General features: G+C 36.7%; 9 protein-coding genes. 3 read left to right on the top strand and 6 right to left on the bottom strand.

The window, feature by feature from the left end:
- Positions 1-77: 77 nt before the first annotated feature.
- The 6 genes from AC52CF_RS10670 to AC52CF_RS10695 form a co-directional block, all read right to left on the bottom strand.
- Complete coding sequence (locus AC52CF_RS10670) at positions 78-887, bottom strand: glycoside hydrolase family 16 protein (protein ID WP_290261736.1); 810 nt, start codon at positions 885-887, stop codon at positions 78-80.
- Positions 888-1,412: 525 nt separating this feature from the next.
- Positions 1,413-3,635: a glycoside hydrolase family 3 N-terminal domain-containing protein gene (locus tag AC52CF_RS10675; protein ID WP_375191101.1), complete on the bottom strand. Its 2,223-nt coding sequence runs from the start codon at positions 3,633-3,635 to the stop codon at positions 1,413-1,415.
- 122 nt (positions 3,636-3,757) lie between these two features.
- Complete coding sequence (locus AC52CF_RS10680) at positions 3,758-5,230, bottom strand: glycoside hydrolase family 30 protein (RefSeq protein ID WP_290261729.1); 1,473 nt, start codon at positions 5,228-5,230, stop codon at positions 3,758-3,760.
- A 21-nt stretch (positions 5,231-5,251) separates the two neighbouring features.
- Positions 5,252-6,106 carry a hypothetical protein gene (locus tag AC52CF_RS10685; protein WP_214589614.1) on the bottom strand — a complete coding sequence of 285 codons (855 nt, stop codon included), beginning with the start codon at positions 6,104-6,106 and terminating at the stop codon, positions 5,252-5,254.
- A gap of 18 nt (positions 6,107-6,124) precedes the next feature.
- A complete protein-coding gene (locus tag AC52CF_RS10690) occupies positions 6,125-7,669 on the bottom strand; it encodes a RagB/SusD family nutrient uptake outer membrane protein (protein ID WP_214589613.1) in 1,545 nt (514 codons plus the stop codon).
- Between the two features lie 10 nt (positions 7,670-7,679).
- Positions 7,680-10,580, bottom strand: a complete 2,901-nt coding sequence (locus AC52CF_RS10695) for a SusC/RagA family TonB-linked outer membrane protein (RefSeq protein WP_496518176.1) — start codon at positions 10,578-10,580, stop codon at positions 7,680-7,682.
- Between the two features lie 177 nt (positions 10,581-10,757).
- Here AC52CF_RS10695 and AC52CF_RS10700 point away from each other — a divergent pair, with 177 nt between their 5' ends.
- The 3 genes from AC52CF_RS10700 to AC52CF_RS10710 all read left to right on the top strand — a co-directional run bounded on the left by AC52CF_RS10700 (position 10,758) and on the right by AC52CF_RS10710 (position 14,055).
- A complete protein-coding gene (locus AC52CF_RS10700; RefSeq protein WP_250902140.1) occupies positions 10,758-11,951 on the top strand; it encodes an MFS transporter in 1,194 nt (397 codons plus the stop codon).
- Between the two features lie 16 nt (positions 11,952-11,967).
- Entirely contained in the window at positions 11,968-12,756 is a 789-nt protein-coding gene (locus AC52CF_RS10705) for an NUDIX hydrolase (RefSeq protein ID WP_496518177.1), read from the top strand.
- Positions 12,757-12,876: 120 nt separating this feature from the next.
- Positions 12,877-14,055: an acyl-CoA dehydrogenase family protein gene (locus AC52CF_RS10710; protein ID WP_496518178.1), complete on the top strand. Its 1,179-nt coding sequence runs from the start codon at positions 12,877-12,879 to the stop codon at positions 14,053-14,055.
- The last annotated feature ends 161 nt before the right edge of the window (positions 14,056-14,216 follow it).

Raw genomic sequence — 14,216 nt, forward strand, 5'->3', positions numbered from 1 at the left:
TATTAAACCACCTCGTCTAAATTTTCTTTGAAAATTTATCCACTGCTCCAAAGGAGGAGAATTTGGAGTTCTATATTTTATTTATTCTGATAAACTCTTACGTAATCGATCTCATATTTCTGAGGGAAAATGGTATCATCAATTCCTTCTTTTCCACCCCAGAAACCGCCGACTGCAAGATTCAGTATGATGAAATATGGCTGATCAAAAGGCCATGCTTCATACGTTTTTTCTTTGTTTTCATACGTGAAAAATCTCTGATCATCAATATAAACATCAATTTTCTCCGGCGTCCAGTCTGCCTTATATACATGAAACTTCTCACTCGCATCTTTCACAATCAAAGTATCCGTTTTCTGTGTTCCAATGATGTGATTATACTTCTTGGTATGCACCGAAGCATGAATGTACCCCTGATTAAATCCTACATGTTCCATGATATCCAGTTCTCCGTCATCGGGCCACTTTTTCATGTTTTCGCTCATCATCCAGATAGCAGGCCATGTTCCGCGACCTTTAGGAAGTTTGGCACGAACCTCAACAGTTCCGTATTGAAAGGAAAATTTACCCCTTGTCAGTAATCTTGCGGAAGTATATTTATTCTTCTCCCAGTTTTCTTTTCTGGCTTCAATGATAAGATTTCCGTTTTCCACTCTTGCATTTTCCGGACGGTTTTTTGTGTAAAACTGAGCTTCATTGTTGCCATATCCGTCTCCTCCCACATCGTAATTCCATTTTGTAGAATCTGGTAAACCTTTATAATTAAATTCATCGCTCCAGATTAAATTTCTGTTGGAATCTGGTTTGTTTGAAGCACAATGTACTGTTGAAAAAACAAGAGTTCCTCCGATGATGAAATGGAAAATATGTTGGAGTTTTATTTTCAAAGTTTAATGTTTTAGGTTTATATTTTAACGCAAAGATTTATTAATTACAAAATGTTCAGTGAGCAAAGATTGCGACCAATCACTGATGAAGCATTATGATAAACGTTAGCTTCATCAAATCAGCTTTGCTGATTCTTCTTTGCCTCCTTAAAATCAATAATTCGTTTTTTTAATCTTTGCGTTAAAAATTCTAGATTAAGATTTAATTATTATTTAATTTATTCTCAACACTTATCATTCTGAGGAACGAGGAATCTATTTTAAATGTTGGTCATTTAGATTCTTCACTCCGCTTCTGAACTGCGTTCGTAGACTTTCTGTCTATGTTCCAAATGACAACAATATGTTTAAAAGTTAATTTAATTATTTTCAAAGTCTTTCATGCGGGAAGAATTTCTGTAAGTATTATTTAGATTCTTTCAGAATGACAAACATTGTGTTTAACTAATATCTTTATAAAAAACATTCATTCTTCTACCACCAAAAGCGGGTTTCATCCCGCTCTTAGTAAGTAAAAAAGTAATATTATTTTGTCCAATTAATTCTTTTTGTCTGAACATTTTTAGAATTGGTTCCCACCATAATGTCAAATTCACCACCTTCCCAGTCGTAATTAAGCTGGTCGTCGTAAAATTTCAGATTTTCAGGAGTTAAACTGAAACTGATGGTTTTTGTTTCTCCTTTTTTAATGAAAACTTTCTGGAAACCTTTTAGTTCCTTCACAGGTCTTACCACTTTTCCGAACAAATCTCTGATGTATAACTGCACCACTTCTTCCCCATCGTAATTTCCACTGTTGGTAACATTTACACTAATGTTTAATGTCTGATTTCCTTTAAGATTATTTGAGCTTAAATTCATATCAGAATATTTAAACTGCGTATAGCTTAAACCATAGCCAAACGGAAATTTCGGATCATTATCAAGATCAATGTATGCCGAAACGTAGTTTCTATCGGTATTGTTTTTTGCAGGTCTTCCGGTGTTGTAATGATTGTAATAAACCGGAATTTGTCCCTCCATTCTAGGAAACGTCATCGGAAGTTTTCCGCCCGGATTTACCGTTCCGAAAAGAACATCGGCAATAGAGTTTCCGGCTTCGGTTCCCAGCCACCAAGTGTACATGATTGCCGGAATATTGTCTGCTGCCCAATCGAAAACCAAAGGTCTTCCCGCGTTGATCATCAAAACAATCGGCTTTCCTGTTTTTGCAATTTCTTTCAGAAGATCTTCCTGAACGCCGGAAAAATGGATATTGCTTCTGCTTTTTGCTTCACCGCTCATAGCATGACCTTCTCCTAAAGTCATGATTACGACATCTGCTTTTTTTGCTGTTTCCACCGCTTCCGCAAACATGGATCTGTCCTGATCATCAACATTTGCTCCTTTTGCATAAAGTAATGTTGAATTTTTATCCAATTGATTTTTAATTCCGTCAAACTGCGTTACAATTCTTTGGTTGTCATCTTTAAAAGCCACCGACCAAAATCCGTGGTTGGCAGAAGTTTCCTTTCCGAAAGGACCAATTAAAGCAACCGTTTTTACAGATCTTGAAAGAGGTAAAATATTTTTCTCATTTTTAAGCAAAACAATGCTTTTTGATCCAAATTCTCTTCCGAATTTTCTGTTTTCCTGATTATTGGTCTGCTCTTCCTGTCTTTTTTCACTGCTGAAACGGTAAGGATCGTCAAACAATCCCATTTCGAATTTTTTAACCAAAATTCTTTTTGCGGCATCATCAATCAGCTTCGGATCTACTTTCCCTTCTTTAACCAGATTGGGAAGTTCTGCCATATAAGCGCGGCTTTCCATATCCATATCACTTCCTGCAATAATTGCTCTTTCCGCCGCCTCTTTAGTGTCTTTTGCGTAACCGTGAGGAACCATTTCGCCAATACTTCCCCAGTCTGAAACCACAAAACCTTTATAATTCCATTTCCCTTTTAATAAATCTCTTAAAATGTATTTGTTTGCCGTTGCCGGAATTCCGTTGATGTCATTAAAAGAATTCATGAATGTTGCTACTCCGGCTTCAGCCGCTGCTTTGAAAGGAGGAAGATAGGTTTCGTTCAATTGTCTCAAACTCATATCAACAGAATTGTAGTCTCTTCCGCCTACTGCTGCTCCGTACGCTGCAAAATGTTTTGCACAAGCCATAATTGCATCCAGATTTCCAAGACCTTTTCCCTGAAAACCTCTGATTCTGGCAAGACCGATCTGTGTTCCCAGATAGGTATCTTCTCCGGAACCTTCCATTACTCTTCCCCATCTCGGATCTCTTGCAATGTCGACCATCGGTGCAAATGTCCAGTGAATTCCGTAAGCTGAAGCTTCTGTTGCTGCGATTCTTTCGGATTTTTCAATTAATTTCAAATCCCAGCTCGCTGCCTGACCTAAATTCACGGGAAATGTTGTTCGGTATCCGTGAATGACATCCTGCCCGAATAATAAAGGAATTCTCAATCTCGATTTTAAAGCTAATTCCTGAAATTTTCTGGTTTCTTCTGCTCCTGCCACATTAAGCATTGAGCCTACTTTTCCCTGTTTTATTTCATTTAGAACACTGGCAGAATTGGAATTTTGCGGACCTGTTGCGTATTCAAATCCTGAATACTGAACGAGCTGTCCCACTTTTTCTTCTAACGTCATTTTCGACAAAAGTTCTGAAACTTTCTGATCAATTGTTTTCTGTCCGAATGTATTGATTCCAAATGCTGCTACTGCCAGTAAGAAATAAACTCTTTTCATTTTAATTTATATTTTATATTCTGTCTTTTGTATGATTTTAACCTGAAGTTCACGATAAATTTTTATTTAACAAAGAACAAAAAGTTTTTAATGATTAGCAATTTTCGACAGAAATATTTGTCTTAAAAAATATAAGTTGCTGTTGAAATTCCCGGCATAGTTACCGAAGCTGTTTTCTGATTATATTTTATGTTAAATGCCTTATCTGATGAATTGCTGTTCTGCACAATTAAGACTGTCTTTCCTGCCGGAGTTTTAAAAGCCACCGTTGAAAGATTGTCTGCCTGCGTTGAAGCAATTCTCTGGGAGTTTACCGGAACAAATTTTGAAGCGTGCGCAATAATGTAGTATGCTACATTTTTTTCGTAGCCTGCACTTCCGTTTATCGTAATTGCTCCTTTACATTGGGTACATCCTCCCGGAGTGTGAGGTCCGAATGAAGCATCATTGGCTACATTCCATTCCAAAGCATTTTTGCTCCAGTTTCTCATGGAACCTATGATAACGTTTTTCATGTGCCAGTCCAGATCTCCTGAAAAAGCACCGGTAGAACTCGTCCACTGTTCTGTAAAATAGACGTTTTTATTGGGGAATAGATTATGTACTGTTCCCAAAGCTGAAATATCTCCTGCATACAAATGGAAAGCCGATCCGTCTACATAAGGATTTGCCGCTGTATCATTTAAAACAGCTAAAGGATATGTCGGATTGTCGCAATTGTGATCATAAGCAATGATCTTTGTATTAATATTTGCAGTCTGAAAAGCAGGACCTAAATTATTTTTAATAAAAGCTGCCTGATCTCCTGCCGACATATACATGCTTGGATTATTTCCCGGATGTAAAGGTTCGTTTTGTGGTGTGATGGCATCAATTTTAATTCCTTGTGCCTGCATTGCCTGAATATATTTTACAAAATACTGAGCATAAACCCCATAATATTCTGGTTTCAGACTTCCTCCCATCGTATTTCCGTTGTCTTTCATCCAAACGGGTGGCGACCATGGTGTTGCTAAAATTTTGATATTCGGATTAATGATCAGAATATCTTTTAGCATCTGGATCAAAGCCTGATCTTTGGTTAAGCTGAATTGAGCCAATGTAGGATCAGTCTGTCCGGTCGGCATATCGTCATACGAAAAAACTTCGCTGTTGAGATCCGAAGCACCAATACTGATTCTTAAATAACTTACTCCAATTCCGGAAGCACTGAACAGATCATTTAACAATTCCTGCTTTTTTGTCGCACTCAGCTGATTGATTACCTGTACGCTTCCTCCTGTAAGTGTATATCCGAATCCATCTATTGTCTGAAACGTTTGTGAGCCATCTACTTCAATGGTAGTTCCGGCTGCTGAAGCTCCTGAAAAATAAGAGGTTCCCTGCTGTTGTAGTTTCACTGTCTGATCTCCTTTCGTTAACCACACCTGTACCGGATCTCCGGAAGTATTTCCTCCGTTACCGCTGTTTCCGGAATTATCTGTATTATTGGATAAATCCGAAGAGGTACTGCTGCAGTTTAAAAAAGAAAGAAGCGCTACACCGCAAAGTGCAGCACTTCTAAGTACGAAACTATATGAATATTGTGATTTCATATCAATTTAATTGTGTGAAGATTATTGAGTTCTACGGAATTCAACTTTATCAATACTAAGGCTATTTACAGTGCCTCCTCCACATTTAATTTCCAAATAAACGGTTCCTGTTGTTGTAGCTGTATAAATTCCGCCATTCTTCGATCCGTTGCATCCGACAGACGAAACTTTTCCTTTGAATTTGCTTGTTCCACAACCATCCCAAGTGTTGATGTTTCTGTAAACTGTTCCCCCTACATCCTGTCCCGTCACCGGAGCCGTATTTAGAACATAAACCTCGAACCATGTATTCACTAAAGGTGTATCAGAGGAAGCTACCATATCGATGGAATATTTCTGTCCTGCCACAACATTTACAGCCTGATAAATACCCTGCTGACTGCTTCCACTTGCAACAATGGTGGCTTTACCGTTAGCAAAAACCCATTGAGCCCCTGAAGCGCTGATTTTGTGAACAGACCATTTTGCAACTTCATCAGGTGTATCGAATCTTCCTCCCTGAATCATATTTCCGGAAATCGGATCTGAAGTAGGGACAACAATTGTTTCACTGGCAGTTCCTCCGACAACTCCACCAATACCTACCGCCTGATGCTGAATCACATAAGTTCCCGCATCCGGAAGGAAAAGATTCTGTTCACCTTTGCCATTATTATAGCCGTCATCATCTATATTCCAGCTTGAATTAATATAATTATTGTAATTTCTTTTCAGTAAATAGTGATTCTCCGATGTTTTGGTTACTTTAAAAGAAGCGTCTAAAGCTCCCTGAGAAATACCATTTCCATCACCATCAACACTATCTGGCGTACAGTTTGCCAAGAAAAAAACTGATGATGCCAATAAAATACTTTTATTTATATATTTAGTTATCATGTTTTTAATTGTATTTAATTAATATCCAGGATTTTGTTTCAAAATAGTTCCTGTAAGCTCTGTAAGAGGTATAGGCATGATTTCGTTTTTACCTGCAACAAAACCTTTGGAAGCCAATTTTGTAGAAGCTTCTCCCCATCTTACAAGATCAAAAAACCGATGTCCTTCTCCTGCTAATTCCCTTCTCCTTTCATCTTTAATAGCCTGTAAACTCACTGGTACCGGAGCTAACCCAACTCTTGCTCTTACAGCATCCAGTAAAGCCTGAGCTCTTGAACCTGTACCGTTAAGTGCTTCTGCTTCCATTAGATAGGTATCTGCAAGTCTTATTAGAATATAATTCTGTCTGTAATTTAATTCTGAAGCACCCGGTAGATTTGTAACTTTATCTTTTGTAGGCATAAACTTATTAAAGAAATATCCTGTATCCATATATGCAGGAGAATAATCAGCTTTACTCTGTTGCTTCAGCAAGTTCATATTCAGTATTGTAGCATCTCTTCTAGGATCTGTCTGCATAAAGTTGTAAAGATCTGTTGTTATGACATTGAATGCCCATCCAGAAACAATATCAGGAGCATCCGCCGACTTTTTGTTATAAGATCTCGGTGCTGTCATAATGCAAATAGAGTTTCCTTCATCTTTTCCCTGCCCCCAAAAACTCCAATCTGAATTTGCTTTATTGGTATGCATTACTTCGATGATGGATTCTGTACTGAATTTATAAGGATCATTAGCTTCAGTTATCGGCGCAGACTTAAATAGATCCGCATAATTCGCTACTAATTTATATCCGTACTGGCTGGTTCCGCCTGGTGTTCCGTTAACATCAGCAAACTGTGCTGCTGCTTCATTTTTTTTATTTTCGTAAAGATAAACCTTACCCAATAATGCTTTTGCAGCACCTTGAGTTAAACGTCCTTTCTGATCTCCTGAAACCGTCATTGGCAGATTTGGAATTGCTTCAAGCAAATCTGTTTCTATTTGAGCATAAACGGCAGACGGAGCTACCTGCGGAACATTGAAAAGATCATCTGATGCTGTAAATGGTTTTAGAATTAAAGGTATATTTCTGAAAATACGTACCAGATCAAAATAGTATAACGCACGAAGAGCTTTTGCTTCTGCAATAAATCTGCTCTTTGTAGTCTCATTCATTACTGCATTCGGAGCTCTCAGAATCAGTGTATTTGCTCTTGCAATTCCCTGATAGTAATCACTCCAATAACTTGCAGGCATTGTATTCGGATTAATCTGAAAATTTGATGCCCCCTGAATTCCGGCTCCGTCTGTTGCACTCCCTCCTCCTGCGTAAAAATCATCAGAAGCTGCGTTATAGAAAGTTACCAGATTTTCAAAACCTCCTGCATATTTGCGCAAAGGATCATACGTACCTACAAGGGCGAAAAAACATTCCTGCTCATTTCTGAAAAAGTTTTCAGATAAAAATGTACCCGGATTTGTCTTTTCTTCAAGATCAGCATCCGTACAAGATATATTCATTGCAGACAAACTTAAAAGTAAAGAAGCCGCAACAGTTATTTTTAAGAATTTATTTTTCATTATATTTTTTTTAGAAAGTTACATTAGCACCAAACATAAATGTTCTTGCCTGCGGATAAAATGCTCTGTCAATTCCGAAAGAATCTCCTGCTGCGATCTCTGGATCATACCCTGTATATTTTGTAAAAGTGAAAAGATTTTCACCTGTTACATAAAGTCTTAGTTTACTAACTCCAAATTTTTGAGTTAAATCTGTAGGCAAGGTATATCCCACCTGTACAAGCTTAATACGGAAGTAATCTCCTTTCTGTAGATACCAGTTAGACATTCTTGAATAGTTTTTGTTAGGATCATCTCTTGTAACTCTTGGATTTACGTTTGTAGATCCTTCACCTGTCCATCTGTCTAAAATTTTTGTCTGATAATTGGCATCCAGCATATCAAGTCTTCTTAGTCCCTGAAATATTTTATGTCCTGCAGCTCCCTGTCCAAATACCATTAAATCCCAATTTTTATAGCTAAGATTCAATGTAGCTCCAAAATTAAATTTAGGTATTGAGCTTCCTAAATACACCTTATCATTATCATCAATTACCCCGTCTCCATTAGCATCCTGCCAGATAAAATCTCCCGGTTTTGCATTCGCCTGAAGCATTTGTCCGTTTGAATTTACATAGGAGTTAATCTGCGCCTGATTTTGAAATACTTCCAAGGTTTGGAAACCGTAGAAAGATTTATAAGGTTTACCTACAATTGTTCTTTGTACAGGACCCATCGATTGGAAGCCGCTTTCGTCTAGATATTTAGTTCCTGCTTCTAATGTAAGAACTTCATTTTCATTATATGCAAAGTTTGTATTTAATGAAAATGTAAAATCATTCCAGTTTTTCTTATATCCTAGTTCTACTTCCACTCCTCTGTTTTCCATGTCACCAACATTTGCTATATATGATCCTGAAACACCTACGTAACCGGGTATATGAATTGGACGTAATATATCAACTGTCTTTTTCTTATAAAAATCTACGGATAAATTAAAGTTATTAAATATTTTAAAATCAGCAGCAACGTTTACTTGTCTTGTGGTTTCCCACTTCAAGTTTTCATTTGCTAATCCTCCAGGAGCATATCCTGTCAATACTGTATTATTTCCATTAGTATAATTAAATCCTGATACTAAGAAGCTTGAAAACATAAATGGCGGAATTCCATCATTTCCTAAAGTACCAAACCCTCCACGAAACTTCAAGCTGTTAATAACATTATTCTGAGGCCAAAAACTTTCATTATTAACATTCCATCCTAAAGAGAAAGACGGGAAAAGACCCCAATGATGATTACCACCAAAAAGTGAAGAGCCATCATAACGTAATGTCCCCGTTAACAAATATCTATTATCATAATCATAAATAAGACGTCCAAAATAAGAAGCTTTATTCCATTCTACATTGTCCCATGCATTTGAAGTTCTGTTTTCTGAAGGTAAAGCAAAGTTAAATGAAGCGTCCTGATAGCTGCTTATTGGAAGATTTGTATGGGTAATTGTCTGCCCGTTTCCAATATTATAATCATAATATCCCGTTCCCAATAAAACATTAATATTATGCTTTCCGAATTTATTTTGATAGTTTAATGTGTTTTCTAAACTCCATTCAAATTTATTCTGTGAAGTGCGACTTAAGCTGTTATTTACCAGATTACTGTAAGTAGGACTCAAATAGAATAACGGAGTAAAACTCTGGCTTCCCCAATAAGCTTTTTTACCGTTTAAAGATGATTTAAATGTGAAATGATCTAAAAATCTAACTTCAGCATAAACATTTGCAATAAAATCGTCTGACCAATTAAAGTTTCCAAGTTGAGTGTATCTGAAAGCTTTCGGGTTAGACATCTCCTGATTTACATAGGGTGAAATTCCGTAAGGATTACCGTTTTCATCTCTTACAATGTACGGATTTGTATACATCGCCGGATCTACCATAGAAAAATTATTAACAACAACAGGAGTAATAGGATCAAGATTTACTGCTGAACTTAAAGGCCCGCCGAACTCACCATTAGAGTTAATCCCCTGGCTTTTCTGATGTGTATATCCAAATGTCTGTCCTAAAGTAAGCCAGTCTGTAACTTTATGACTAGAATTAATTCTGGCTGTTAATCTTTTGTAGTAAGATATATCACTCATTACAATACCAGACTGATCATAATATCCAAAAGATCCGTAGAATAAAGACTTATCGTTTCCTCCCTGAACACTTACCTCATGATTTTGTCTCTCGCCTGTACTGAAAATCTGATCCTGCCAGTCTGTCCCTTTTCCAAATGCCGAAGGATTCTGAAATCTGACCTGTTTTCCGTCATTGGCAAAACCTTCATTAATAATTGTAGCATATTGTGTAGCGTCCAGAAGATCTAATTTTCTTGCAGCGTTACTTATACCGTAGAAACCATTATAAGTAAGATTCAGTCTTCCTCTTTTACCTTTTTTAGTAGAAACCAGAATTACCCCTCTTGCAGCAGAAACTCCGTAAATTGCAGAAGAAGCTCCATCTTTCAATACTTCAATACTTTCAATGTCGGACTGGTTTAGCCATCCGATTCCGTCGACAACAATCCCGTCGACAACCCAAAGCGGATCATTATTAGAGGAATAACTGGTAACCCCTCTTACTCTAATTGTTGCACTGGATCCCGGTTGACCGGAGTTAGAAATTACATTTACCCCTGCTGCTCTTCCTTGTAGAACCTGCTCCGGTTTTCCGGCTGGGATTGCCTCAATGTCGCTTGCTTTGATACTCGAGATGGCTCCCGTAACGTTACTCTTCTTCTGAGTACCATAACCAATCATGACTACTTCCTCAATTTTCTGTTCTTTTGGAAGGGTGTCGTTCTTTGTGTTTTGGGCACTGAAATTTGCAGTGAAATACAGCACCGCAACCATGCCTAAACTTCTAGATATTCTTACATTCATATACAGTTAGTTTTTTAATTCTCAAATTGAGACAATAAAAATATATTTTTTTTTAATTATTTAACATTTTATTAATAACTATTTTAATATTTCCTGTATTTTTGGGCATTTGAAGGCATAAATTTTTCTTCAGAAACAGTAAAAATTTCAAAAAAACAGATAAAATCAATCCCCAAAATGACGACCAAGCTCTCGAAAATATCGCTTCCGCTTAAACTGACTTTTCTAATTTTCTCTATGGTGCTAAACTGCATGGGCATTGTAATTCTTCAGCTTTCGGAGGCAAAAATTACTTATGATAAGCTTGGTTTTTTAGAGTCTTTTAAAGATCTTCCGATTGCCTTTATTTCACTTTTTGCCGTTAATTTCATCAGCAAAACCGGAACAAAAAAATCCCTGATTTCAGCTTTAACAATTGTTGGGATATGTTCTCTTATTTTGCCTTTCGTGGAAGTATTCTGGTTTTATAAATTATGGTTTGCCATTATCGGAGCTTGTTTTGCGATCGGGAAAATCTGTGTATTCGGAATTATCCGGAACAATATTTCAGACGAAAAATCTTTAGCAAAAACCATGAACAGCGTAGAAGCATCTTTCATGATCGGTGTTTTCGTGGTGAATATAGGTTTTGGATGGATTATTTCAAGCCGGTTTTCAGAATTCTGGAAATTCGGATTTCTATCAATCTCTGTATTATCGGCAATAACAATTTTTTTATTTTCAAAACTTCCTGTTTCGGAACCTGAAAAAATGAAGAGTGAAAATATTTTCAAAGAAGTTGCAGAAATCATCAACCCTTTAATTATTATATTTTTAGCGGTAATTTTTTCTATTGTTTTTTTAGAACAGAGTTTTAATTCCTGGCTGCCGTCTTTTTACAAAAATCATTTAAAAGTAAATTCTTTTTTTGCACTTCAGGCTTCATCGTTTTTAGCCCTTTTCTCTTATGCAGGAAGAACGATTACAGCAAATGTAATCCAGAGATTTTCACTTTCCAAATATTATATTTTGTGTATAGCATCTATTGCTACAGTTCTTTTAATCATCATCGGAATCCAGTTTTCCGGTTGGGACGATTCTAAAATTCTGCTGTTTCTTTTTCCTGTTATAGGATTGTTTTTATCTCCGCTTTACCCGGTAATCAATTCTAAAATGATCGCTACAATAGATAAATCCAAGGCTAACCTTTTCACCTCACTAATTGTTATTTTTTCTTCGTTGGGAAGCTCTGTAAGTTCTATTATAATGTCGGTTTTATTCGAAAATCAGCTCCTAAACTATTACTCCGTTTATATTTTATCTGCTGTTATTCTGCTGTTTACAATTAGTTTAATTTATTTTAGATTTGCAGATACAAAATTTAGAAAATAATTTTATTTTTACTCCCATGAAAATCAAGAACGAAAAGAGTAAGGAAACCCTTCAGGAACTTATTGATACAAAAGACTTTGTAGCACACGTGTCTGTAGACTGTACCATATTTGGTTTTCATAACAATATCCTGAAAGTTTTACTCTTAAAATACCACGATCTGGATTTGTGGTCTCTTCCCGGAGGTTTTGTTTTTAATGATGAAGATCTTCGCGAAGCGGCGGAACGTGTTCTGTATGAAAGGACGCATCTCCAGAATATCTTCCTGAAACAGTTTCATACTTTTGGAAGAATCGACAGAACCGAAAATAATGTTCACCAGATTCTGCTTAAAAATAAAGGCGTTGAAGTGCCTAAAGATCACTGGATCTTCCAGCGTTTCATTACGGTAGGATACTGCAGCCTGATTGATTTTTCGATGGCAAATACTTTTCCGGATGCCTTCAACGAAAGCTGCGAATGGTTTGAAGTGGATAAACTGCCCAAAATGGCATTTGACCACGACCGAATTATCGAAACCGGACTGGAATATCTCAGAATGAACATCAATACCGAAGTAGCGGCGAGTAATCTTCTTCCCGAAAAATTCACCATGAAAGATCTGCAATGTCTGTATGAAACGATTTTGGGTGAAAAATTCAGAAGAAATAATTTTCAGCGTAAAATTTTAAGTCTTAATATTTTAGACCGACTGGAAAAACTGTATGACGGTTCTGCCAATAAAGCTCCGTATTTGTACAAGTTTAAAACCAGAATCTACAATCCGACAAATCAGTACCCTATTTCCAACGAACAGGAAAATTAAATTTTGATGTTTTGTGTTTAAAATCTGCATTAAACAACTAAAAATCAGCAGATAAAAGTCATTTAAAAAAAATTTCTCTGAAATAGTGAAAAGTCTTATTTTTAGGAAAATTAAAATATAATGTCATATTATTCCCTTACCAGCATTCCCGATTATTACGGGATCGATGCTTTACTTACTGAAGAACATAAACTTATCCGACAGTCTATAAGAGACTGGGTAGAAAGTTTTGTGATGCCGCAGATTGATCATGCTGCCCAAGACCACACCGACATCCCGAATTTAATGAAAGAATTGGGACAAATCGGAGCTTTAGGACCTTATATTCCGGTTGAATATGGCGGTTCCGGACTGGATCAGATTTCTTACGGTCTGATTATGCAGGAGCTTGAAAGAGGGGATTCTGCGGTGCGTTCTGCTGCCTCTGTACAGAGTTCTCTGGTAATGTTCCCTATTAATGAATTCGGTTCGGAAGAACAGAAAAGAAAATACTTACCAAAATTAGCTGCCGGAGAAATGATCGGTTCTTTCGGTTTAACGGAGCCAAACCACGGTTCTGATCCTGGTTCTATGGAAACCCATTTTAAAGATATGGGAGATCATTATCTTCTGAATGGGGCTAAAATGTGGATCACCAACTCTCCTCTTTGCGATATTGCCGTAGTCTGGGCGAAAAATGAAGAAGGAAAAGTTCAGGGACTGATTGTTGAAAGAGGAATGGAAGGTTTTACAACACCTGAAACTCACAATAAATGGAGCTTAAGAGCTTCAAAAACTGGAGAACTGGTTTTTAATGATGTAAAAGTTCCGAAAGAAAATCTTCTTCCGGGAGTAACAGGACTAAAAGGACCTTTATCTTGTTTAAATTCAGCAAGATATGGTATTTCATGGGGGGTTATCGGAGCGGCTATTGATTGCTACTGTACTGCGGTTCAGTATTCTAAAGAAAGAAAACAGTTTGGAAAACCTATCGGATCTTATCAGTTGCAGCAGAAAAAATTAGCAGAATTTTTAACTGAAATCACTAAAGCTCAGTTACTTTGCTTACAGTTAGGAAATCTTAAAAACGATCATAAAGCAACTCCTGCGCAGATTTCCATGGCAAAAAGAAATAATGTAAAAATGGCGATTGATATTGCCAGAGAATCCCGCCAGATTCTTGGAGGTATGGGAATTATGGGTGAATTCCCGATGATGCGCCACGCAGCCAACCTTGAATCTGTAATTACTTATGAAGGAACGCACGACGTTCATTTATTGATTACAGGTCTTGATATTACAGGAATTAACGCCTTCTAAGAGAGAAATTTTGTAATAAATAATACACAGTCTGATCAGTTTTCTGGTCAGACTTTTTTCTTTTTAAAAAATTAATATTCGTTGAATAATTATTGATATGATAAAATTACCGCTGTTTTATTTTAAAATTTTAATTTAAACATCAATAAAAATTGACAATA

It is taken from the genome of Chryseobacterium sp. 2P, assembly GCF_059579425.1.

Bases quoted from the DNA above. Each gene is read 5' to 3' on its own strand.
- AC52CF_RS10675 (WP_375191101.1), bottom strand. From the start codon at position 3,635: ATGAAAAGAGTTTATTTCTTACTGGCAGTAGCAGCATTTGGAATCAAT.
- AC52CF_RS10680 (WP_290261729.1), bottom strand. From the start codon at position 5,230: ATGAAATCACAATATTCATATAGTTTCGTACTTAGAAGTGCTGCACTT.
- AC52CF_RS10685 (WP_214589614.1), bottom strand. From the start codon at position 6,106: ATGATAACTAAATATATAAATAAAAGTATTTTATTGGCATCATCAGTT.
- AC52CF_RS10690 (WP_214589613.1), bottom strand. From the start codon at position 7,669: ATGAAAAATAAATTCTTAAAAATAACTGTTGCGGCTTCTTTACTTTTA.
- AC52CF_RS10695 (WP_496518176.1), bottom strand. From the start codon at position 10,580: ATGAATGTAAGAATATCTAGAAGTTTAGGCATGGTTGCGGTGCTGTAT.
- AC52CF_RS10700 (WP_250902140.1), top strand. From the start codon at position 10,758: ATGACGACCAAGCTCTCGAAAATATCGCTTCCGCTTAAACTGACTTTT.
- AC52CF_RS10705 (WP_496518177.1), top strand. From the start codon at position 11,968: ATGAAAATCAAGAACGAAAAGAGTAAGGAAACCCTTCAGGAACTTATT.
- AC52CF_RS10710 (WP_496518178.1), top strand. From the start codon at position 12,877: ATGTCATATTATTCCCTTACCAGCATTCCCGATTATTACGGGATCGAT.